Raw genomic sequence first — 20,763 nt, forward strand, 5'->3', positions numbered from 1 at the left:
CAAGGCATTGCCCATGATCTATCTCCACGACATCGACCCCATCGCCATCTCGCTTGGGCCGGTCAAGGTGCACTGGTACGGCATCATGTACCTGCTCGGCTTCACCGCGGCCTGGTGGCTGGGGCGGCGGCGCATCGCGGCGGGGCGGCTGCCGGGCGTGGATGCCAACGGCTTCTCCGACCTGCTGTTCTACGCCATGCTCGGCGTGGTGGTGGGTGGCCGCGTGGGGTACATGCTGTTCTACGCGCTGGGCGATTTCCTGCACAACCCGCTGCTGCTGTTCAAGGTGTGGGATGGCGGCATGAGCTTCCACGGCGGCCTGCTGGGCGTGTTGTTCGCCTCGTGGTACTGGTCGCGCAAGCACCGCCTGCACCTGGGCGACACCATCGACTTCATGGCGCCGCTGGTACCGCTGGGCCTTGGCTTCGGCCGCATCGGCAACTTCATCGGCGCCGAGCTGTGGGGCAAGTACACCGACGGCACCTGGGGCGTGGTGTTTCCCTCCGGCCTGCCGTCACCGCTGAACCAGCTGGACATGCCGGCGCTGCGCGAGCAGTTCGCCACCGGCGCACTCAATCAGTTCGCCCGTCACCCCTCGCAGTTGTACGAAGCGCTGCTGGAAGGGCTGGTGATGTTCGTGGTGCTGTGGGCGGTGTCGGCCACGCCGCGCCACCGTTACCTGGTCTCGGGCCTGTTCGCGCTGATGTATGGCGTGTTCCGCTTCGCGGTGGAATTCGTGCGCATGCCCGACAACGGCGTGTACCTGGCCTTTGACTGGTTCACACGCGGCCAGCTGCTGAGCCTGCCGCTGGTGGTGCTGGGCCTGGTGCTGCTGGCCCTGTCGCGCCGCGCGCCGGTGCTGCAGCCGGTGCTGCCGGTCACCCCCGCCACGGCTGGGAGCAAGGCATGAAAGCCTACCTGGACCTGCTCGAGCATGTGCTCGAACACGGCACGGAAAAATCGGACCGCACCGGCACCGGCACGCGCAGCGTGTTCGGCTGGCAGATGCGCTTCAACCTCAACGACGGTTTCCCGTTGGTCACCACCAAGAAACTGCACCTGCGCTCGATCATCCACGAGCTGCTGTGGTTCCTGAAGGGCGACACCAACATCGGCTACCTGAAGGACAACCAGGTGCGGATCTGGGACGAGTGGGCCGACGAGAACGGCGACCTCGGCCCGGTCTACGGCAAGCAGTGGCGCAGCTGGGCCACCGCCGACGGCGGCAGCATCGACCAGATGCAGTGGCTGGTGGACGAGATCAAGCGCAACCCGGATTCGCGCCGGCTGGTGGTCAGCGCCTGGAACGTGGGTGAGCTCTCGCAGATGGCGTTGATGCCCTGCCACAACCTGTTCCAGTTCTACGTGGTGGACGGCAAACTGAGCTGCCAGCTGTACCAGCGCAGTGGCGACATCTTCCTGGGCGTGCCGTTCAATATCGCCAGCTACGCACTGCTGACCCACATGGTGGCGCAGGCCACCGGGCTGGGCGTGGGCGATTTCGTGCACACGCTGGGCGACGCGCACCTGTATTCCAATCATTACGAACAGGCCCGCGAGCAGCTCGCGCGCGAACCGCGCGCGCTGCCCACGCTGTGGCTGAATCCGGACGTGACCGATCTGTTCGGCTTCCAGTTCGATGACATCCGCATCGACGGCTACCACCCGCACCCGGCGATCAAGGCGCCGGTGGCGGTATGAAGCGGGCGCTTCGGGTCGCCCTGCTGATGCTGTTGCTGTTGCCGGTACTGGCACAGGCCGCAGCCGATTCCCCCGGGAACCTGGCAGCACAGGTCAATGCGCAGATCGTGCTGCGCCAGGTCAACAACAATGTTGCGATGATGGCGGACGGGTTGGGTGCGGGGTTCCTGCCCGGCGATCTGCCGGCCGCATGCGAGCCGGCAACGCGCGCGGCGGTGGCCAGCATGTCGACCGCGCTGGTGCGCTTCATGCAGGAAACATTCAACGACCCTGCCTACCAGCGCGGCTTCGAGCAACTGCTCGGCAGTGCCTGGTCGGCGCAGCAGCTGCAGGCCTTCCTGGACCGAAGCGGGGACGAGGAGCTCGGCGTGCTGAACGCCGAGGTGATGTCGGCCCCCGGCCTGCAGGCGGCGCAGGACGCGCACATGGCCCGGCTCACCCAAGCGGCCGACAGCATGATGGACGCCGACCCGGGCCTGCAGAAGGCACTGGCCGAAGTGAACAGCGCGCAGCAACACTGCGACGCGGCGCGGATGGAACCGGAGGCCGGTACGTGAAGCTGTCTCTTGTTGCGGCACTCGACCACGACCACGGCATCGGCCATGCCAACCAGCTGCCCTGGCAGCTGCCGGACGACCTCAAGCGATTCAAGGCGCTGACGATCGGCAAGCCGATCCTGATGGGCCGCAAGACCGCGCAGTCGCTGGGCCGCGCGCTGCCGGGCCGCCCGAACCTGGTCCTGACCCGCTCGGGCCAGGTACCGTTCGAGGGCATGCAGGCGGTGGCCACCATCGACGAAGCCCTGCAGTTCGCGGCCGCTGCCGGCGCAGACGAACTGTGCGTGATCGGCGGCGGCGAGATCTACCGCCTCGCCATGGCGCAGGCCACCGACCTGCACCTGACCTGGGTAGATACCCGCGTCCAGGCCGACACCCATTTCCCGCCGGTCGACCCGCAATTGTGGGTAGAAACAGCGCGCGAGCATCATGTCGCTGATGCGCGACATGCATTTGCGTTCGATTTCGTGGATTACGCGCGGAAGGCGTAAAGCCAGCAGCAACAGCAACAGCAACAGCCTTCGCCTGCGAGGGTCTCTGGCTTGGCTGGCGCCGGTGGGTTTGCGGGAGACGCCGTGAACCCATCCATGGGGGCTCGTTCGCGCCATCCATGGCGCTCTACGCTCCCGCAAACCCACCGCCGCCAGCCTTTGACAGTTGGAAGGTGACCACAGAAAAGCGAAGCGCGCGATGCACGTAGGGTCGGTTCCCAAACGACTGCCGTGAACAGATCAACGCGCGGTAACGCATGGAAATGATCGAATCCGCCGTTGATTTCCCCAGGCCACCAACCAACCGTCAATGGGTCGGCGGGGGCGGGGGTACGGGGGCTTTGCGAAACATGGATGTTTCGCAAGAGCCCCCAAGGATGGGTTCACGGCGCCCCCCGTACCCCCGCCCCCGCCGGCCCAGCGCAGATACGTTCGCAGGCCAGGGCTTTGGCTTTGGCTTTGGCCTTGGCGTTACGCGGTAGTCGGCGTACCGTCGCCCGCATTCCCAGCTGGCTCACGCGCACGACGCGGCTGCTGCTGTTGATTCTGGCGCTGACCACGCGGAGGCCGGCCGTTGCTGTTGCCGTTGCCCGGATTACCTTCGCCGGCCGGACGCCGTGCCTGCGGACGCGGCGGTGCAACCGGTTTGGGCACATCGCGGCCCGGCACCTGCACCACGCGCAGTTCTTCGGTGTCCAGCTGCAGTGCCGTGAGCTTGCCGCCCCACACTGCACCGGTATCGATCGCATGCACGCCCTGGGTGATCGTCAGGCCCAGCGCCGACCAGTGGCCGCACACGATCTTCAGATCGCGCTCGACCCGGCCCGGTACCTCGAACCAGGGATACAGCCCCTGCTCCTGCGTGCCCGGCGTGCCCTTGTCCTCGATCCCGATCCGCCCGCGCGGCGTGCAGTAGCGCATGCGCGTGAGCAGGTTGATGATCGCCCGCGAACGGTCGTAACCGGCCAGCCCGGGCGACCAGCCCGGCTTGTCGCCGTACATGTTGCGGAACAGCTTGCGGTAGCCGCTGCCGTGCAGCTGCACCTCCACCTCGCGTGCGTGCTTCTCGGCCAGCTGCGTGGTCCACTTCGGGGCCAGGCCCGCGTGCACCATCATCCAGCCAAGCTCACGGTCCACGTGCACCAGCTTCTGCAGGCGCAGCCATTCCAGGAGTACGTCGCGGTCCTCGGCCTGCACGATCCGCAGCAGGTCCGGGTTGACCTTGCGCTGCTCTTCCTCGGTGCGCGCACCGACGGCCAGCAACGACAGATCATGGTTGCCCAGCACCACCACGCTCTGATCGCGCAGCGAATGCACCAGCCGCAGCGTTTCCAGCGACTGGCCGCCCCGGTTGACCAGGTCGCCGCAGAACCACAGTTTGTCCACCGCCGGGTCGAAGCGGATCTTCTCCAGCAGACGCTGGGTGACGTCGTAACAGCCCTGCAGGTCGCCGATGGCCCAGACACTCATGCGTGCGCCTCCATCAGTGCAGCGTGCGCGGAATGGTCAACACGAAGGGCGCGATCGGGGCGGCGAACTCGGTGCCATCGTCGGCCACCATGTCGTAATGCCCCTGCATCGTGCCGTGTTCGGTTTCCAGCATGACACCGGAGGTGTAACGGAAGTCTTCACCCGGGCGCAGCCGCGGCTGCTCGCCGATTACCCCATCGCCGTCCACATGCTCCACCCGACCGTTGCCGTCGGTGATCCGCCAGTGGCGGGCCACCAGCCGCGCGGCCACGCGGCCGGCGTTATGGATGCGGATCGTGTAGGCAAACGCAAAACGCCCGTCCTCGGGCGTGGACTGGTCATCGAGGAAGCGCGGGGCGACCTCGACCGAGATCGCATAGTGTGCAGCGTCGTTCATGCAGGCAGTTTAGAGGGAGTTTCAATCTTCCGCGCGCGGCACGTTCGCCAACGCGATGAACTGCGCCACTTCCAGCTGCTCGGCGCGCGCATCGCTGCGCACCCCGGCCGCTTCGAACTGCTCGGGCGTCACCACCCCATTCAGTGCGTTGCGCAGCGTCTTGCGGCGCTGGCCGAAGGCGGCACGAACTACGTCCGCGAAGCGACGGCGGTCGATGATGCCCACCGTGTCGGGATCGCGCGGCACCAGCCGGACCACGGCCGAATCGACCTTCGGCGGCGGACGGAACGCGCCCGGCGGCACCACGAACAGCGAGGTCACCTTGCACCACGCCTGCAGCATCACGCTGAGCCGGCCGTAGACCTTGCTGCCCGGCGCGGCGGCCATGCGGTCCACCACTTCCTTCTGCAGCATGAAGTGCATGTCGCGGATCGCCGCCGCATGGTCCATCGCGTGGAACAGGATCGGTGAGGAGATGTTGTAGGGCAGGTTGCCTACCAGCCGGATCTGGCCGTCGCCGGCCAGTTCGGTGAAGTTCACCTGCAGCACGTCGCGGTGGATGATGGTGAGTTCGCCCAGCGGCTCAGCGGCGGCGGTCAACGGCGCGATCAGGTCGCGATCGAATTCGATCACGGTCAGGCGCGGGTGGCGGCGCAGCAACGGCAGGGTGATGGCACCCTGGCCCGGGCCGATCTCGACCAGGCGGTCGTCGTCTTTCGGGTTGACCGCCAGGACGATCTTGTCGATGTAGGTGCGATCGGCCAGGAAGTGCTGGCCCAGCTGCTTTTTGGCCGGCGCGGTAAACCCGGCGGCCGAGGGGGAATGCGGGGAAGTCATGGCACCAGTGTACGTTGGCGCGCCAGCCGGGCACACCACTGCGTGGCGGCGAGCAGGCTGGACGGGTCGGCGGTGCCGCGCCCGGCCAGGTCCAGCGCGGTGCCGTGGTCAACCGCCACGCGCGGGTAGGGCAGGCCCAGGGTGATGTTCACTGCCTGCTCGAAACCGCTGTACTTGAGCACCGGCAGGCCCTGGTCGTGGTACATCGCCAGCACCGTGTCGAACCCGGCCAGCTTCTGCGGCAGGAAGGCGGTATCGGCTGGCAGCGGGCCGATCAGGTCCATCCCTTCAGCGCGCAGCCGCGCCAGCAGCGGAATCAGCAGATCCAGTTCCTCCCGGCCCAGGTGCCCGTCTTCGCCCGCGTGCGGGTTCAGCCCGAGCACGGCGATCCGCGGCGCGGCAATGCCGAATGCCCCACGCAGCGCACCGTGCACGATCCGCAGCGTGCGCGCCAGGCCGTCCGCAGTGATCGCATCGGCCACCGCGCGCAGCGGCAGGTGGGTGGTGGCCAGCGCCACCCGGACGATGTCGTTGGCCAGCATCATCACCACCTCCACCCCGGCCTGGTCGGCCAGCAGTTCGGTGGTGCCGCTGTAGGCGATCCCGCCCTGGTTGATGACCGCCTTGTGCACCGGGCCGGTGACTACCCCGTGCAGGTGGCCGTCCAGGCAGGCCTGGCCGGCCTGCAGCAGGGCGCCGATCACCGCGCCGGCGTTGGCCGGGTCGGCCTGGCCGAAGCGTGAGGGGGCCGCATTGCGGACCTCGCGCAACGGCAGATCGCCCGGCTGGCGGGCGATGGCATCTTCAGGAAGCAGGTTCAATGGCAGCGACAGCGCCGCTGCGGCCGCCCGCAAGGTATCCGGGTCGGCGAAGGCCAGCAGCCGGCAATCTGTGCGCGGCTGCTGGATCAGGCGAAGACAGAGTTCAGGACCGATCCCGGCGGGCTCGCCCGGTACCAGAGCGAGCTGCGGGATCATTGCCAGTGCCTCAGGGCTTGGTGGCGGCCGGGGCCGGAGCAGTGGCCGGGGCCGCTGCCGGGGTGCGCAGGTCCACGTAGGCTTCGCCGCGCAGTTCCTGCAGGTAGCGGTTGTACTCTTCTTCCAGCTTGCGGCGGCCGATCGTCTCGCGGATCTGGGCGCGCTTGTTGTCGGTGCCCGAATCGGTCTGGCGGGTCGCCACGCGCTGCACGATGTGCCAGCCAGCGTCGGTGCGGAACGGCTGGCTGACGCCACCGTCGCTCAGGCCGGTGACCTGCTTGCCGAAGTCCGGGCCGAACGCGTCAGCCGGGAACCAGCCCAGATCGCCGCCCTGGCCCTTGCTGTTGGTGTCCTCGGACGAGGCCTTGGCTTCGGCCTCGAAGTCGGCGCCGCCGGCGATGCGTGCACGGATCGAGTCGATCTTGGCCTTGGCGGTGGCGTTGTCCTGCTGGTCGTTGACCCGGATCAGGATGTGCCGGCCGTGGTATTCGGTGATGGTCTGGCCGGTGGTGGCGGCACTGGCGTCGCGCACTTCCACCAGCTTGAGCAGCTGGAAACCGCTCGGGCCGCGCAGCGGGCCGACAACGTCGCCGGCCTTCATGCCGCTCATCATCTTCGCGAACGCGCCGGGAATCTCATCCAGGGAACGCCAGCCCAGGTCGCCGCCTTCCAGCGCGTTGGGGCTGTCCGAGTACCGGACGGCGGCCGCGTTGAAGTCCAGCTCGCCCTTGTCCAGCAGGCCCTTCACGCCGTCGACCTTCTGCTGGCCGGTGGCGATCTGCTCGGCGGTTGCGCCTTCGGGGAGGGCGATCAGGATGTGGGCCAGGTGGTACTGGGTGCCTGCGGTGGCTTCCTGCTTCAGCGCGGCATCCACTTCACCCTCGCTGACGCTGATGCGGCTCTGGGCGAAACTCTGGCGCAGGCGCTGCACGGTGATTTCATCGCGGACCGAGCTGCGGAAGTCGTTGAAATCCACGCCATCGGCGGCCAGGCGCTGGCGCAGGGCGTCCAGGTTGGACCCGTTCTGCTGGGCAATCGCGTTCAGGGCCTGGTTGAGCTCCTGGTCGCTGACCTTGATGCCACTGCCTTCGGCGCGCGTGACCTGCAGCTTGACCAGCACCAGGCGCTCGAGCACCTGGCGGCTGAGCACGTCATCCGGCGGCAGCTGGCCTTCGCGGCCGGCGTACTGGGCCTTGATGTTCACGATGGCGCGGTCCAGCTCGCTCTGCAGCACGACATCCTCGTCGACGATGGCGGCGATGCGGTCCAGCGACTGGCTCTGCTGGGCCAGCACCTGCAGCGGCGCGGAAACGGTGCTGACCGCGATCAGGGAGGCGAGTAGGACGGGGAAGGTCTTGGTCATGGGATCAGATTGGGATCGTAGTCTTCGCGCGTGGGGGCGCCCGTGTTGGCGGGCGGCACGAGATAGAGGTCGTCTCGGTAGTACCCGAGAATAGCACGGCGCAAAGTGCGGTCCGTGTTCTGGCCGATGGAGCTCAGGCCCTTCAGCACGAACTCGATCTGGAAGGAATTGTTCAGCTCACCTTCGCGGTTGCGCACGTACCGGCGGGCCAGTGCGCGGACCGCCAGGCAGCAGCTGTCCCATTGCACGCCACCGATGATTTCCAGCGGCGCCTTGTCTTCGATGGAGTAGTAGTAGCGCCCCACCAGGCTCCAGGTCTGGTTGATCGGGTACAGGAAGGACAGGTCCACCTGCTCCAGCAGGGTGCGTTCTTCCTTGGTCGCCGTCGCCGGGGCGGCCGTGTTGAGACGGTGGCGGTAGGTCAGGTTGATGATGCCGTCGTTGGACATCAGGTAGCGCGCGCGCACGCTGGCCAGGTCCTCGCGCTTGTATTTGGGATCCCACTGGTAGGTGGCGCCCAGGTTCCAACGGTCGTTGATGGCGTAATTGGTATCGGCGATCCAGGCCGACTTGCCCTGTTCCACCTGCGAGGTGGTGCCCGGCAGGGTCACCCGCGAATCGTCGAAATACAGGATCTGGCCGATGCTGGCGGAGAAGCGCTCGCGGCCGGTTTCCTGGTTGATGAAGCGGGTACTCAGCGCCATGGTCAGCTGGTTGGCGTCGTTCTGGCGGTCAGCACCGGTGTAGCGCGAATCGCGGAACAGCTGGCCCCAGCTGAAGGTGAAGTCGCGCGTATCGAAGATGGGCAGATCGCTCTGGTCGCGGTAGGGCGTGCGCAGGTAGAACAGGCGCGGCTCCAGCGTGTGCAGGTACGAGGTGCCGCCGATGGTGGTCTCGCGGTCGAAGAACATGCCTGCGTCGAGACTGGCGATCGGCACGCCGCGGTGCGGCGAGGTGTTGCCACGTAGCTGGTCGGGGGTGAGCGTGCCCAGATCGACATTTGCGTCGGTCAATGCCTGCAGTCGGGTCTGGTCGGCCAGTCCACGGTCCAGCTCATACCCGGTGTAGCGGTACGCCAGGGTCGGGGTCACATACCAGGACGCGCCGGCGAACGGGAAGGTGACGTAAGGCTTTACATCCAGCCGCGAACCGTTGAAGTACGGGGTGACCACGCCATTGCGGATGTATTCGCCGTCAGCATCCACGACCTTCTGGTCGACGTCGTCATGGGTGAAGTGCACCGCCTCGGCGTAGACCCCCACTTCCAGCCACGGCAGCAGCGGCTTGTCCCAGGTGGCGAACAGGCGCGGCTGGCGGGAGTAGGGCAGCGACGCGTCGGTCAGCGTGTAATCGGTGTTCTGCCAGTAGTCGGCCATCAGCCCGGCCGTCCAGTTTTCACCGGTACCGTAGATGCCGACCTGGCTCTGCAGGCTCGAGGTGGTCACCCCCAGCAGCTTGCTGGAGAAGTCCTCGGTGTACCGCTCGTCACTGACCCAGGCGATGTTGGCGCGGGCCTGCCAGTGCGGGTCGATGTTGTGGTAACCCTGGTATTCGACCTGGCCGCGGTCGCGGTCGCGCAGCTTGTCATTGGGCAGGTAGGCGGTCTGCAGTTCGCCACGGCCGCCGTCGTACAGATAGCGGAACTCGTTGTCGAGCATCAGGCCGCGCTTGCTCATGTAGCGCGGGGTCAGGGTGTCGTCGTAGTTCGGCGCCAGGTTGAAGTAGATCGGCTGGGCATAATCGAAGCCGTTGCGGCCGGACATGCCCAGCTGCGGGTAGAGCAGGCCGGTCTGGCGGCGGTCGTCGATCGGGAACTTGAAGTACGGCGCCCACAGCACCGGCACGTTGCCGATGCGCAGCACCGCGTTGCGGGCGGTGCCGAAGCCTTCGTCATTGTCCACGTCGATCTGCGGCGCCGACAGTTTCCACACCGGCTGCGAGGGGTCGCAGGTGGTATAGGTCGAGCGGTGCATCTGGCCCACCGAACCCTGCAGGTCGATCGAGTCTGCGCCGCCATGGCCGCGCCGGTCCACCAGCTGGTACTGGATGTCGCTGATCTTGTGCGTGTCCGATTCCTGGTTGCCTTCGGCGCGCTTGGCCGTCATCCGGATCGACGAATCCTGGTAGCGCACATTGCCTTCGGCTATGTAGTTGCCACTTTCGGTGTCGAAGCTCAGGTGATCGGTGCCCAGGAACTGGTCGCCACGCTTCAGCGCCACGTTGCCCTGGTATTGCGGCACGGTGCTGGTACCGCTAAGCGCGTCGCCTTCGATATCGGTGGGTTGCTGGTCGCGGGTTTCGGCCGCGGCCTTGTCCGCCACAGGGGCGTCCTGGAAGGCGGGCAGGACATCGGTCACCGGGCACAAGCCCCAGTTCACCGGTTTGTCGTCGGCCATGGCCGGCAGGCAGATGGCGATGCTCAGGGGGAGAGGCAGCAGGCGGAGGGCTCGGCGCACGCGGGATTCGGATTCGGACGAAAACGGATCGTAGCTTGCCCCATCCCTTGCATAGGGGCAATGAAGGCTTGCTGCAGCCAAGGGTTCAGGTTCATCTCACAGCAGCGCGCCTACGTGCGCGACGGAGCATTCGGCAAGCGCCTGCAGGTCGTATCCGCCCTCCAGCATGGAGACCATGCGGCCGCCGCCATGGCGACGGGCCAGCCGGCGGAGCTCGGCGGTGATCCAGGCGAAATCCTCGGTTTCCAGCATCAGGTCGGCCTGCGGGTCGCGCAGGTGGGCATCGAAACCGGCCGAGACCAGCAGCAGCTGCGGGCGGAAATCGTCTATGGCCGGCAGCATCTCGTCGGCCCAGGTGTTGCGGAAGCGGAAGCTGCCGCTGCCCGGTGGCAGCAGGATGTTGAGCAGGTTGCCCGCGCCACGGTCGCGGCGCAGGCCCGAGTTGGGGAACAGCCCGGCCTGGTGGGTGCTGTAGTAGGCCACGCGCGGGTCGGCCACGAAGATGTCCTGGGTGCCGTTGCCGTGGTGGACGTCGAAATCGACCACCGCGATCCGCTCCAGCCCATAGCGGTCGCGCGCGTACGCGGCCGCGATGGCGATGTTGTTGAAGAGGCAGAACCCCATCGCCGTGGTCGCGGTGGCGTGGTGGCCGGGCGGGCGCACCGCGCAGAACGCCACCGGATCCCCGCCCAGCATCACGGCATCCACCGCGGCCACGCCGGCGCCGGCGGCATGCAGCGCGGCGCTGGCCGAACCGGGCGAGGTCATCGTGTCCATGTCGATCAGGCGCAGCGGTTCGGTCTGTGGCGCCAGCACCAGGTCGATCAGCGCGCTGTCGTGCACGCGCGCCAGCTCGCCGAACTTGGCCGGCGGCGCCTGGCGCCAGTCCAGCTGGTCGGGGTAGCTGGCACGCAGGGCATCGAGCACGACCTGCAGGCGTTCGGGGCATTCGGGGTGGCCGCGCCCGGGATCGTGTTGCAGACAGGCGGGGTGGGTGAAAACCAGCATGCGGACGGGGTTCCGGGGCGGGGGCGGCTCAGCCGTGGCGGCGGGTATGCTGCCAGAGGACCTCGCCGTGGCCGTCGGCGCGGGCGAGCACGCGGGCCAGCACGAACAGCAGGTCCGACAGCCGGTTGAGGTAGTGCAGCGCTTCGGCGCGCACCGGCTCCTGGCGGGCCAGGGTGACGGTTTCGCGCTCGGCGCGGCGCACGATGGTGCGGGCCAGATGGCAGCGTGCGGCGGCTTCGCCGCCACCGGGCAGGATGAACTCCTTCAACGCGGGCAGGTCGGCGTTGTAGTGGTCCAGGTGGCGCTCCAGTGCCGCGACGTCGCCCGCCTGGATTGCCGCATGGCCGGGAATGCACAGCTCGCCACCCAGGTCGAACAGCTGGTGCTGCACGGTGGTGAGCAGGGCGCGCACGTCATCGGGCAGCGCCACCGCCAGCAGCACGCCGAGCGCCGAATTGGCCTCGTCCACGCTGCCGAAGGCGTTGACCCGTGCCGCATCCTTGGCGACCCGGCTGCCGTCGCCCAGGCCGGTGCTGCCGTCATCGCCAGTGCGGGTGTAGATGCGCGACAGCCGGTTGCCCATGCGTGCCGGGCTCAGTGCAGCGCGTCGCGGCGGGCGTGCAGCAGCTTGACCACCTGTTCGGTGGCCAGCTGCAGCGCGGCGGCCAGGCCGACGTAGATCGCGGCGGTGCGCAGGTAGGGCAGGAACCAGTCCGCATAGTTGCGTGCCCAGCCCTGCAGCGTGGGGGCGGCGACCACGTCGCTGGTCCAGTAGAAGCCGCTCTGCGCGAACAGGTGGCACACCGCCACCGCCGCCAGCAGCAGCACGGAGCCCTTGGCCAGCGCGGTCCAGTCCGCGCCGTGGTAGCCCTGGCGCAGCAGCGCGCCACCGGCCCACATCGCGAAGTAGGCCGGCACCAGCAGTGCGGTCCCCGGCGAGACGCAGTAGTGCTGCCAGTAGCCGATGCCGCTGGCGCGGATCACCAGCACATCGATCACGATCGCCAGCACCATCAGCAGCGGGAAGGCCCAGCGCGTCCAGCTGCGCAGGTGGAAGCCTGCAATGAAGAACACCGCCCACGACGCGTCGGGGATCGCCGCGAAGTGATTGACCCGGGTCGCCGCCATCAGCAGCACGAGCACGAGCAGGATGAAGGCGCGTTGGGCGGTAGGGGTCATGGGGGGCAGGCGTCGGGAGTCCAGCGTTCATTCTAGCGCCTGCCGCCACGGGGCGTAGCCGGGCCGCACGCACTATCATGGGCGGCATGAGTGAACGTCATGACGTAGTGATCGTGGGCGGCGGCCTGGTCGGGGCCAGCCTGGCCATTGCCCTGGACCGGGCCGGCCGCGATGTCGGGCTGGTCGAGATCGCGCCGCCCGGCGCGCTGCCGCCGGTGTTCGACCAGCGCAACCTCAGTTTTGCCGCCGCCACGGTCAATGCCTTGACCGCGCTGGGGGTGATGCCGCTGCTGGGCTCGGCGGTGGGGCCGATCACCCGCATCCAGGTCACCCGCGCCGGTGATTTCGGCCGGGTCCAGATGGACGCTGCGCAGTACGATCGCCCGTGGTTCGGCCAGGTGGTGGTGGCGCGCGATTTCGGCCAGGCACTGGAAACCCGCCTGCAGGGCCTGCGCCGCCTCACCCGGTACCGGCCAGCGCGGTTCGTGCGGCTGGGCGCCACGATCGATGGCTGCCGCGAAGTGGTGATCGCAGACGATGCCGGTGAGCGCACCCTGCTGGCGCGGCTGGTGGTGGGCGCCGATGGCACCCGCAGTGGCGTGCGCGAGGGGCTGGGCATCGGCGTGGACGAACATGATTTCCAGCAGACCCTGTTCGTGGCCCGCGTCCGCTCGGCGCGCGCGCCGGACGGCACCGCGTTCGAACGGTTTACCGATACCGGCCCGACCGCCCTGCTGCCGCGGGGCGACCGCCATTACGGGGCGGTGCACAGCGTGGCCCGCGACCAGGCCGATGCGGTGCTGGCACTGGACGACGCGGCCTGGCTGGCGCGCCTGCAGCAGGCCATCGGCTGGCGCGCGGGGCGGCTGCTGGAAAGCGGCCCGCGCAGTGCCTACCCGCTGGTGCAGGTGTTGGCGCAGGGACTGGTGGGCGAGCGCGCGGTGCTGCTGGGCAATGCGGCGCAGACCATCCATCCGCTGGGCGCGCAGGGCTTCAACCTGGGCCTGCGCGACGCGCTGACCCTGGCCGAGCTGATCGAAACGGCCGACGACGTGGGCAGCGATGCGCTGCTGCAGGCGCATGTCGCGCGCCGGGACGAGGATCGCCGCCAGACCATCGCCTTCTCCGGCGGGCTGGCACGGCTGACCAGCAATCCCGCGCCGTTGATGCGCCCGCTGCGCAGTCTCGGGCTGCTGGCAGCGCAGGCGACCTCGATGCAGTCGATGCTGGTCGGCGGTGCCATGGGCTTCCGCGGCGAGGTCCCGGCGTTGTGCCGGGGAGCCGGCGCATGAGCCGGCGCGCGCGCGATGTGATCGTGGTGGGCGGCGGCGTGGTGGGCGCCGCCTGCGCGCTGGCGCTGGCCGATGCCGGGCTGGAGGTCACCCTGGTCGAAGGCCGCGAACCGCCAGCGTGGCAGCCGCAGCAGCCGGACCTGCGGGTGTATGCGTTCGCGCCTGACAACGCGAAGCTGCTGCGTACGCTCGGCGTATGGCCGGCGGTGCTGGCCGCGCGCGCCTGCACGTACCGGCGCATGCGGGTCTGGGACGCCGCCGGCGGTGAAGAACTGCAGTTCGATGCCGACCGCCTGGGCCGTGAGCAGCTGGGCTGGATCGTGGAAAACGACCTGCTGGTGGACCGGCTGTGGGCGGCCCTGCCGGCGGCGGGTGTGCAGCTGTGCTGCCCGGCACGGGTGGAAGGGCTCGAACAGGATGCCGACGGCGTGCGCGTGCGGCTGGAGGACGGGCGCCGGCTGGACGCCGCGCTGGCCATCGCCGCCGACGGCGCGGACTCGACCCTGCGCCGCCTGGCCGGCGTGCAGGTCAGCCGCCAGGAGTACGCGCAGCGCGGCGTGGTCGCCTACATCGATACCGAACAGGACAACCAGGCCACGGCCTGGCAGCGCTTCCTGACCACCGGGCCGCTGGCGGTGCTGCCGGCCGGCACGCACCGCAACTCCATCGTGTGGACGCTCCCTGATGCGGAGGCCGAACGCGTGCTGGGGCTGGACGAGGCCGCCTTCAACGCCGAGCTGACCCGCGCCTTCGGCGCCCGGCTGGGCGCGATGACCCTGGCCTCGCGGCGCGCCGCCTTCCCGCTGCGCCGCCAGCTGGCCAGTGCCTACGTGGCAGGCCGCGTGCTGGCGCTGGGCGATGCCGCGCATGTGGTGCATCCGCTGGCCGGGCAGGGCGTGAACCTGGGCCTGCGCGATGTGGCGGCGCTGCATGCCACGGTGCTGCGTGCGCAGCAGCGACGCCAGGACTGGGCTTCGCCCGACCGCCTGCAGCGCTGGGCACGCGAACGCCGCAGCGAGAACACGGTGTCGGCCTATGGCTTTGACGCGATCAACACCATTTTCTCCAACGACGAGATGCATTTGACGCTGGCGCGTGGTTGCGCGCTGGGCGGCGTGGGCCGCCTGCCGCCACTGGTGTCGGCACTGTGGAAGCGCGCGGCGGGGCTGTAGGTCCCGGGGAGATCGAAATCTGGAAGTGGGCTGGGCTGCCACTGCGCAGACTGTGGCGCGGCTGGCGCTGTCCGGCCTCGACAGCGCGTCGCGCTTCCCATCTTCCGGAACTCCCCCATGGCACTTTCGCCCCTTGATCGTACCCAACAGCCGTCGTCGGCGAACCGCATGTTCGGCCGCGCTCCGCAAGGCGTCTCTGGCAGGCTTGGCTTGCAGCTCACCACCATACACAACCGTGGTGTGGCGTCGAAGCCGCTGCGTGACATCCCGGAGGCCCGCGCGGTCGGCGGTGAGGTCCACACGGTGGCGGCCGTGCGGCAGGACGACGTCGATCGCGACAGTTGCCAGTACTTCGTGAAGCTGTTGCTGTCCCACAAGCAGGGTATCCCGGTCAAGCAGTGCCTCGCGTTGAACCGGCGTCGCCAGGGCTGATGCGTGCGGCGGTGAGGCCCCCGCGTTGGCGCGACGAGCCCGGGATGATTGATTCTTGAAAGTGGGTGGCCCCTGCGTTTCAGCAGACTGAACGGGTCTGGAGGCGTTCCACCGTAACGGGTGCGGACGCGTCGCTCCCCTTCTCGAGGAAGAATCATGAGCATTGCCGAGGTTCTCAACCAGCTTTTCCGGCCGGCGTCGTTCAACGCTGAAAAGACCGTGCGCGCGATCGTTGCCCATCCCGAGGCGGCCGCCAGGGATTTCAATGGACTGATCACGCACATCAACAACAGGTGCCACCAGTACGGCATCGGCTGCCGGGGCGAGGATGGCCTTCGGGCCCAGGTGAACCTGGACAAATTTGCCCGCTCCAAGGGCGCCGCCGCGCCGACCGAGGGCCAGGCCAAGCTCCTGCTGAACAGCCTCAAATCCCTGCAGCGCGACCTCGAGCGCCAGCGTGGTCCGGCCCGGTTGGCCTCCGGAGCCCATGACAGCTGGAACAATGACCGCCTGAATCAGTTGAACAAAGCGCTGGAACTGACCCGCAGCCTGCAGCACTTCCGGGGGCCCGCCAGGGGCTGAGCCCTTCTCAGCGCAGCAGCCAGCGCTGCCGCGCGTCCTTCATCGCCCGGTCCACGCCAGTACCGTGATTTCCTCACGGTCGTGGTAGAGCTGCTTGGCGCGCACGGTGAGCGGTCGCCCGGCCTGCGCTTCGAACAGCTCCAGGCACAGCCGGGTTTCGTCCCAGCGCTTCTTCATCGGCAGCTTGAGGTTGAAGATCGCGTGCCGGCACCAGCCCTCGCGGAACCAGGTGGCCATGCGCTCGGCCACGCGGCGCGGCTGCTCGACCATGTCGCAGACCATCCAGTCCAGCGGCGCTTCGGGCTGCCAGTGGAACCCATCGGCGCGCAGGTGTTCGACCAGGCCGGTTTCCAGCACGTGCTCGCGCAGCGGGCCGTTGTCCACGCTGATCACGTGCATGTGCTGGCGGGTGAGCACCCAGGTCCAGCCGCCCGGGGCGGCGCCCAGGTCGGCCGAGCGCATGCCGGGCTTGACCAGCTGCTCGCGCTCTTCCGGGCTCATCAGGGTCAACAGCGCTTCGTCCAGCTTCAGCGCCGAGCGCGACGGCGCGTCGGGCAGCAGCTTCAGGCGTGGAATGCCCAGTGCCCAGGGAGCGCTGTCGCGGGTATCGGCCACGCAGACAAATGCATGGCGACCGTCAACGAACACGACATGCACGCGTGGCAGGCTGGTGTTGGGCTTGTCGGTGAGCAGGCCGGCCCTGCGCAGCGCCGGGCGCAGGGCATTGCCGAAGGCGCGGGCCAGGCCGGCCAGCGGCTTGCCTTCGTCCGAATCGGGATGTTCCACCCACATGTCGCCGAAGCGTTGCTGGCCGTCCAGCGCGGCCAGGATCGGGGTGATCCGGTCGGTTGGATCCAGCTCGCGCAGCTCGGCCAGCACCACCAGCTTCTGGCGGGCGAAGATCAGCGAACGCCACGGCAACGCTTTGGACAGCGCGGCGCCCTCGTCGGTGGCGAACAGCACGTAGCCATCGTTGCGCTGGGTACGGGCGTAACCGGCGATGTTGGCGTAGGCGGCACGCTCGGCAAGTTCACCAGCAAGTTCGGGCTCGAAGCCCTGCCGGCACAGGCACAGCAGGCCACTCATCGACGCACGCCCATGGCGTGGGTATCAGTAATGCGCACCGTTGATCTCCCCGTACTGGCGCAGCACTGCGCGCGCCGCGTCGCGTTCGATGTCGCGCACGACCTCGATGCCGCGCTTGTTGAGTTCGCCGATCCAGTCGGCCGGCAGCGGACCTTCATCGAACGGGGTCAGTTCTTCCACATCCTGCGCGCTGGCGCCGATCAGCAGCCGGTCGATGCCGGCCCAGATGGTGGCGCCGTAGCACTGGCAGCACGGCTGCGAGGAGGTGGCCAGGGTGATCGGCGACAGCACGTCGTTCAGGCGCGGCGTCTGCAGGCGCTGCTGGGCCAGCATGTAGGCCATGTTCTCGGCATGCGCCAGCGAGGTGCTGTGCGGCACCACGCGGTTGACGCCGGCCGCGATGACGCGGTCGTCCGGACCAAACACCACGGCGCCGAACGGGCCACCGGTTTCCGCCTCGACGTTCAGCCGCGACATTTCGATCGCCAGGGCGACCTTGGCGGCATCGCCGGGATACGCACGGGCCAGGTCGATCTGGTCATGGATCCAGGCGGGCAGGGTGAGGTGGACTTGCGCGTACAGCATGGGACAGGCCTTTCGAATGCGGTGGGGCTTACGCCGACCAGGTGTCGCGCAGGGTGACGCTGCGGTTGAACACGGGGGCGGCGGCGGTGTGGTCGCGGCGGTCGGCGACGAAGTAGCCGGTGCGCTCGAACTGGAACGACTGTTCAGGCGCGGCGGTGGCCGCGGCCGGTTCGACGTAGCCGGTGACGGTGCGGCGCGACTCGGGGTTGAGGTAGTCGCGGTAGGTCTTGCCTTCGGACTCATCGTCCGGGTTGGGCACCGAGAACAGGCGGTCGTACAGGCGGATTTCGGCCGGCACGGCGTGCACGGCGCTGACCCAGTGGATGGTGCCCTTGACCTTGCGGTTGGCGCCTTCCATGCCGGGACGCGATTCGGGATCCAGCCAGCCGCGCAGTTCGGTGATGGTGCCGTCGGCATCCTTGATCACTTCATCGCAGCGGATGATGCCGGCGCCGCGCAGGCGCACTTCGCCACCGGGCACCAGGCGCTTCCAGCCCTTGGGCGGCACCTCGGCGAAGTCTTCGCGCTCGATCCACAGTTCGCGCGCGAACGGCACGTCGCGGGTTCCGAAGGTGTCGTCCTTGGGGTGGTTGGAGAAGGTCAGCGTTTCGGCGTGGCCCTCGGGCAGGTTGGTCAGCACCAGCTTGACCGGGTCGACCACGGCCATGCGGCGCGCGGCGGCACTGTCGAGGTCTTCGCGCAGCGCGCCTTCGAGCACGCTGAAGTCGATCATCGAGTTCTGCTTGCTGATGCCCACGCGTTCGGCGAACAGGCGCATCGCGGCCGGGGTGTAGCCACGGCGGCGCAGGCCCTGCAGGGTCGGCATGCGCGGGTCTTCCCAGCCATCGACGAGCTGTTCGGTGACCAGCGCCATCAGCTTGCGCTTGCTCATCACGGTGTAGTTGATGTTCAAACGCGAGAATTCGATCTGGCGCGGCTTGGCAGCTTCGCGCGGCAGGCCGCGTTCGACCAGCGGCGCGGTCAGCGCATCGTCATGGGCGAAGTCGACGTTGTCCACGCACCAGTCGTACAGCGGGCGGTGGTCTTCGAATTCCAGGGTGCACAGCGAGTGGGTGATGCCTTCGATGGAATCGCCCAGGGCATGGGCGAAGTCGTACATCGGGTAGATCGGCCAGGCGTTGCCGGTGTTCTGGTGCTCGACGTGCTTGATGCGGTACAGCGCGGGATCGCGCAGGTTGATGTTGCCGCTGGCCATGTCGATCTTGGCGCGCACGGTGCGCGCGCCGTCGGGGAACTCACCGGCGCGCATGCGGCGGAACAGGTCCAGGTTTTCGTCCACGCTGCGGTCGCGCCAGGGCGAGGGGCGGCCGGGTTCGGTCAGGGTGCCGCGGTAGGCGCGCACTTCCTCGGCCGAGAGGTCGCAGACATAGGCCTTGCCGTCGCGGATCAGCTTTTCGGCGGCCAGATAGTAGGCGTCGAAGTAATCGGAGGCATGCCGCAGTTCGTTCCATTCGAAGCCCAGCCAGCGCACGTCATCCTGGATGGCGGCCACGTACTCGGGGTCTTCCTTGGCCGGGTTGGTATCGTCGAAGCGCAGGTTGCAGACGCCGGCGAACTCACCGGCGATGCCGAAGTTCAGGCAGATCGACTTGGCATGGCCGATGTGCAGGTAGCCGTTGGGCTCGGGCGGGAAGCGCGTCTTGATCGCGGCATGCTTGCCGGCGGCCAGGTCCTCGCGGACGATCTGACGGATGAAATCCCGCTTTTCGTGGGTTTCCGGAAGGGCGTCGGTAGGGGTGGCAGTAGGCTCGGACATGATGCGCAGGCAGAAGGCAGAAAGATTGCCAGTCTAACGCGTCCCCCCGGGACGCGTTAGACGGTAGGTGCCGACCGTTGGTCGGGGTACGCGCCATCGCATGCGCGCTGTCGCCCCAAGGATTGCTGCGCAAACCTTGGGCCCCTTCTCACCAGCACCCATACCCCCGCCGCTTCGCGGCCGCCCCCTGACTCAGGGGGCTAGCACCCAGACCGGTCCCGGCAAAGCCCCGGCCCACGTGTTCATGCCGACCGCGTATGCTGGCCACGAACTCGCCCGGAGCCTGCCCCATGCACGTGATCTACCAGGCCGACAACCTGTTCGACGCCCATCTGGTCAAGCACGCGCTGGAGGCGGCCGGGATTCCGGCCTTCGTTTTCGGTGAGTCGCTGCTGGGCGGGATGGGCGAGCTGCCGCTGTTCGGGGTGCTGCGGGTCTGCGTTCCGGACCTGGCCCGCCCGGAGGCGGAGCAGATCGTGGCCGGGCTGGACTTGGGCGGGCCACAGGACGACCCCATATTCGACGGTGACGAAAGCGCCGGCCTGTTGCCGGCCTAGGAGAGCGCCATGTTGGGTATTGCCAAGGGCCTGTTGGGCATTGGAGCGTTCAAGCAGCGCCTGCCGCGGCCGGAAGAGGCGCTGCCCGGCCGCGAGCACCCGCTGCCGCTGCACAACCAGCACTACGTGAACAGCCACCCGCTGAAGGACGGCTTCGCCGGGCTGGAGCGCATCCGCTTCGCCATGGGCTGCTTCTGGGGCGCGGAGCGCAAGTTCTGGACCTTGCCGGGGGTGTATTCGACCTCGGTGGGCTATGCGGGCGGGGTGACCCCGAACCCGACCTACGAGGAAGTGTGCTCGGGCCTGACCGGGCACACCGAGATCGTGGAGGTGGTCTTCGACCCGGCGATCATCAGCCTGGGCGAGCTGCTGCAGGTGTTCTGGGAGAACCACGACCCGACCCAGGGCATGCGCCAAGGCAACGATACCGGCACCCAGTACCGTTCGGCGGTCCACGCCACGTCCCAGGCCCAGTTCGATGCGGCGTTGGCCAGCCGCGATGCGTATCAGCAGCGCTTGACCGAGGCTGGGCTGGGGTCGATCACTACCGAGATCGAATATCCGGCGCCTACGTATTACTACGCTGAGGATTACCACCAGCAGTACCTGGCCAAGAATCCGAATGGCTATTGCGGGATTGGTGGGACTGGGGTGAGTTGCCCGATCGGGGTTGGGGCTTAACAGCTCCTGGTTGCATTTGATGCTGGAGGTGCCGGGCGTTGCCCGGCACCTTCATGCGTTTTGGCGAACAGCCGGTAGCCTGCGCATGGCCTGAGCTGGGCCGGCGGGTGCGGGTTTGCGGGACACGCCGTGAACCCATCCATGGGGGCTTGTAGAAAACATC

The 20,763-nt window shown here is 68.1% G+C and carries 21 protein-coding genes and 1 pseudogene; 10 read left to right on the plus strand and 12 right to left on the minus strand.

The features are described from left to right. Positions 1–13: 13 nt before the first annotated feature. Genes lgt through V9K91_RS17280 form a run of 4 tightly spaced genes read left to right on the plus strand, consistent with a single transcriptional unit; the run spans position 14 to position 2,749 of the window. Positions 14–910, plus strand: coding sequence for a prolipoprotein diacylglyceryl transferase (gene lgt, locus V9K91_RS17265; RefSeq protein WP_068849318.1), 897 nt, complete (start codon positions 14–16; stop codon positions 908–910). Continuing rightward, a complete protein-coding gene (locus tag V9K91_RS17270; protein ID WP_093532936.1) occupies positions 907–1,701 on the plus strand; it encodes a thymidylate synthase in 795 nt (264 codons plus the stop codon). The genes lgt and V9K91_RS17270 overlap by 4 nt, the downstream gene beginning before the upstream one ends. Next, positions 1,698–2,258, plus strand: a complete 561-nt coding sequence (locus V9K91_RS17275; protein ID WP_336443576.1) for a hypothetical protein — start codon at positions 1,698–1,700, stop codon at positions 2,256–2,258. The genes V9K91_RS17270 and V9K91_RS17275 overlap by 4 nt, the downstream gene beginning before the upstream one ends. Then, positions 2,255–2,749: a dihydrofolate reductase gene (locus V9K91_RS17280; RefSeq protein ID WP_336443577.1), complete on the plus strand. Its 495-nt coding sequence runs from the start codon at positions 2,255–2,257 to the stop codon at positions 2,747–2,749. Before V9K91_RS17275 ends, V9K91_RS17280 begins: the two co-directional genes overlap by 4 nt. Before the next feature lie 471 nt (positions 2,750–3,220). On the opposite strand, the gene V9K91_RS17285 is transcribed toward V9K91_RS17280, so the two are convergent. The 9 genes and pseudogenes from V9K91_RS17285 to V9K91_RS17325 all read right to left on the minus strand — a co-directional run bounded on the left by V9K91_RS17285 (position 3,221) and on the right by V9K91_RS17325 (position 12,436). Next, entirely contained in the window at positions 3,221–4,219 is a 999-nt protein-coding gene (locus V9K91_RS17285) for a symmetrical bis(5'-nucleosyl)-tetraphosphatase (protein WP_249833778.1), read from the minus strand. A gap of 13 nt (positions 4,220–4,232) precedes the next feature. Further along, positions 4,233–4,616: a Co2+/Mg2+ efflux protein ApaG gene (gene apaG, locus V9K91_RS17290; protein WP_068849328.1), complete on the minus strand. Its 384-nt coding sequence runs from the start codon at positions 4,614–4,616 to the stop codon at positions 4,233–4,235. Between the two features lie 21 nt (positions 4,617–4,637). Next, a complete protein-coding gene (gene rsmA / locus V9K91_RS17295; protein WP_068849330.1) occupies positions 4,638–5,453 on the minus strand; it encodes a 16S rRNA (adenine(1518)-N(6)/adenine(1519)-N(6))-dimethyltransferase RsmA in 816 nt (271 codons plus the stop codon). Next, positions 5,450–6,430, minus strand: a complete 981-nt coding sequence (gene pdxA / locus V9K91_RS17300; protein ID WP_336443578.1) for a 4-hydroxythreonine-4-phosphate dehydrogenase PdxA — start codon at positions 6,428–6,430, stop codon at positions 5,450–5,452. The genes rsmA and pdxA overlap by 4 nt, the downstream gene beginning before the upstream one ends. 73 nt (positions 6,431–6,503) lie before the next feature. Next, positions 6,504–7,793, minus strand: a pseudogene (locus V9K91_RS17305) (peptidylprolyl isomerase); the annotation flags it as partial. Continuing rightward, a complete protein-coding gene (gene lptD, locus V9K91_RS17310; protein ID WP_068849336.1) occupies positions 7,790–10,249 on the minus strand; it encodes an LPS-assembly protein LptD in 2,460 nt (819 codons plus the stop codon). The pseudogene V9K91_RS17305 and the gene lptD, both read right to left, overlap by 4 nt. Positions 10,250–10,345: 96 nt before the next feature. Beyond that, positions 10,346–11,257 (minus strand): histone deacetylase family protein, encoded by a 912-nt coding sequence (locus V9K91_RS17315; protein WP_068849338.1) that lies wholly within the window; start codon positions 11,255–11,257, stop codon positions 10,346–10,348. Between the two features lie 28 nt (positions 11,258–11,285). After that, on the minus strand, positions 11,286–11,840 hold the full coding sequence (locus V9K91_RS17320) for a cob(I)yrinic acid a,c-diamide adenosyltransferase (protein WP_068849340.1): 555 nt from the start codon (positions 11,838–11,840) through the stop codon (positions 11,286–11,288). 11 nt (positions 11,841–11,851) lie between these two features. After that, positions 11,852–12,436, minus strand: a complete 585-nt coding sequence (locus tag V9K91_RS17325) for a hypothetical protein (RefSeq protein WP_068849342.1) — start codon at positions 12,434–12,436, stop codon at positions 11,852–11,854. 86 nt (positions 12,437–12,522) lie between these two features. Here V9K91_RS17325 and ubiH point away from each other — a divergent pair, with 86 nt between their 5' ends. The 4 genes from ubiH to V9K91_RS17345 all read left to right on the plus strand — a co-directional run bounded on the left by ubiH (position 12,523) and on the right by V9K91_RS17345 (position 15,914). Continuing rightward, positions 12,523–13,728, plus strand: coding sequence for a 2-octaprenyl-6-methoxyphenyl hydroxylase (gene ubiH, locus V9K91_RS17330; protein WP_068854550.1), 1,206 nt, complete (start codon positions 12,523–12,525; stop codon positions 13,726–13,728). Further along, complete coding sequence (locus V9K91_RS17335) at positions 13,725–14,900, plus strand: UbiH/UbiF family hydroxylase (protein ID WP_095364640.1); 1,176 nt, start codon at positions 13,725–13,727, stop codon at positions 14,898–14,900. The genes ubiH and V9K91_RS17335 overlap by 4 nt, the downstream gene beginning before the upstream one ends. Before the next feature lie 117 nt (positions 14,901–15,017). Next, complete coding sequence (locus V9K91_RS17340) at positions 15,018–15,332, plus strand: hypothetical protein (protein WP_141236301.1); 315 nt, start codon at positions 15,018–15,020, stop codon at positions 15,330–15,332. 156 nt (positions 15,333–15,488) lie between these two features. After that, positions 15,489–15,914, plus strand: a complete 426-nt coding sequence (locus V9K91_RS17345) for a hypothetical protein (RefSeq protein ID WP_095364629.1) — start codon at positions 15,489–15,491, stop codon at positions 15,912–15,914. 39 nt (positions 15,915–15,953) lie between these two features. On the opposite strand, the gene rlmM is transcribed toward V9K91_RS17345, so the two are convergent. Genes rlmM through V9K91_RS17360 form a run of 3 tightly spaced genes read right to left on the minus strand, consistent with a single transcriptional unit; the run spans position 15,954 to position 19,362 of the window. Next, on the minus strand, positions 15,954–17,000 hold the full coding sequence (gene rlmM, locus V9K91_RS17350) for a 23S rRNA (cytidine(2498)-2'-O)-methyltransferase RlmM (RefSeq protein ID WP_306989806.1): 1,047 nt from the start codon (positions 16,998–17,000) through the stop codon (positions 15,954–15,956). Positions 17,001–17,024: 24 nt separating this feature from the next. Further along, positions 17,025–17,585 (minus strand): nucleoside deaminase, encoded by a 561-nt coding sequence (locus V9K91_RS17355; RefSeq protein ID WP_336443579.1) that lies wholly within the window; start codon positions 17,583–17,585, stop codon positions 17,025–17,027. Between the two features lie 28 nt (positions 17,586–17,613). Continuing rightward, on the minus strand, positions 17,614–19,362 hold the full coding sequence (locus V9K91_RS17360) for a glutamine--tRNA ligase/YqeY domain fusion protein (RefSeq protein WP_095364631.1): 1,749 nt from the start codon (positions 19,360–19,362) through the stop codon (positions 17,614–17,616). Positions 19,363–19,652: 290 nt separating this feature from the next. Between V9K91_RS17360 and V9K91_RS17365 the strand changes: the two genes are divergently transcribed. Both V9K91_RS17365 and msrA read left to right on the plus strand, forming a co-directional pair. Then, entirely contained in the window at positions 19,653–19,919 is a 267-nt protein-coding gene (locus V9K91_RS17365; protein WP_068849355.1) for a DUF2007 domain-containing protein, read from the plus strand. Between the two features lie 30 nt (positions 19,920–19,949). Then, on the plus strand, positions 19,950–20,600 hold the full coding sequence (gene msrA / locus V9K91_RS17370; RefSeq protein ID WP_306990528.1) for a peptide-methionine (S)-S-oxide reductase MsrA: 651 nt from the start codon (positions 19,950–19,952) through the stop codon (positions 20,598–20,600). The last annotated feature ends 163 nt before the right edge of the window (positions 20,601–20,763 follow it).

The sequence above is a fragment of the Stenotrophomonas sp. CCNWLW57 genome, assembly GCF_037203925.1.
Lineage (GTDB): Bacteria > Pseudomonadota > Gammaproteobacteria > Xanthomonadales > Xanthomonadaceae > Stenotrophomonas > Stenotrophomonas rhizophila_A.

Coding starts and splice junctions, on each gene's coding strand:
- lgt (WP_068849318.1), top strand. CDS start 14: ATGATCTATCTCCACGACATCGACCCCATCGCCATCTCGCTTGGGCCG.
- V9K91_RS17270 (WP_093532936.1), top strand. CDS start 907: ATGAAAGCCTACCTGGACCTGCTCGAGCATGTGCTCGAACACGGCACG.
- V9K91_RS17275 (WP_336443576.1), top strand. CDS start 1,698: ATGAAGCGGGCGCTTCGGGTCGCCCTGCTGATGCTGTTGCTGTTGCCG.
- V9K91_RS17285 (WP_249833778.1), bottom strand. CDS start 4,219: ATGAGTGTCTGGGCCATCGGCGACCTGCAGGGCTGTTACGACGTCACC.
- apaG (WP_068849328.1), bottom strand. CDS start 4,616: ATGAACGACGCTGCACACTATGCGATCTCGGTCGAGGTCGCCCCGCGC.
- rsmA (WP_068849330.1), bottom strand. CDS start 5,453: ATGACTTCCCCGCATTCCCCCTCGGCCGCCGGGTTTACCGCGCCGGCC.
- pdxA (WP_336443578.1), bottom strand. CDS start 6,430: ATGATCCCGCAGCTCGCTCTGGTACCGGGCGAGCCCGCCGGGATCGGT.
- V9K91_RS17315 (WP_068849338.1), bottom strand. CDS start 11,257: ATGCTGGTTTTCACCCACCCCGCCTGTCTGCAACACGATCCCGGGCGC.
- V9K91_RS17320 (WP_068849340.1), bottom strand. CDS start 11,840: ATGGGCAACCGGCTGTCGCGCATCTACACCCGCACTGGCGATGACGGC.
- V9K91_RS17325 (WP_068849342.1), bottom strand. CDS start 12,436: ATGACCCCTACCGCCCAACGCGCCTTCATCCTGCTCGTGCTCGTGCTG.
- ubiH (WP_068854550.1), top strand. CDS start 12,523: ATGAGTGAACGTCATGACGTAGTGATCGTGGGCGGCGGCCTGGTCGGG.
- V9K91_RS17335 (WP_095364640.1), top strand. CDS start 13,725: ATGAGCCGGCGCGCGCGCGATGTGATCGTGGTGGGCGGCGGCGTGGTG.
- V9K91_RS17340 (WP_141236301.1), top strand. CDS start 15,018: ATGGCACTTTCGCCCCTTGATCGTACCCAACAGCCGTCGTCGGCGAAC.
- V9K91_RS17345 (WP_095364629.1), top strand. CDS start 15,489: ATGAGCATTGCCGAGGTTCTCAACCAGCTTTTCCGGCCGGCGTCGTTC.
- rlmM (WP_306989806.1), bottom strand. CDS start 17,000: ATGAGTGGCCTGCTGTGCCTGTGCCGGCAGGGCTTCGAGCCCGAACTT.
- V9K91_RS17355 (WP_336443579.1), bottom strand. CDS start 17,585: ATGCTGTACGCGCAAGTCCACCTCACCCTGCCCGCCTGGATCCATGAC.
- V9K91_RS17360 (WP_095364631.1), bottom strand. CDS start 19,362: ATGTCCGAGCCTACTGCCACCCCTACCGACGCCCTTCCGGAAACCCAC.
- V9K91_RS17365 (WP_068849355.1), top strand. CDS start 19,653: ATGCACGTGATCTACCAGGCCGACAACCTGTTCGACGCCCATCTGGTC.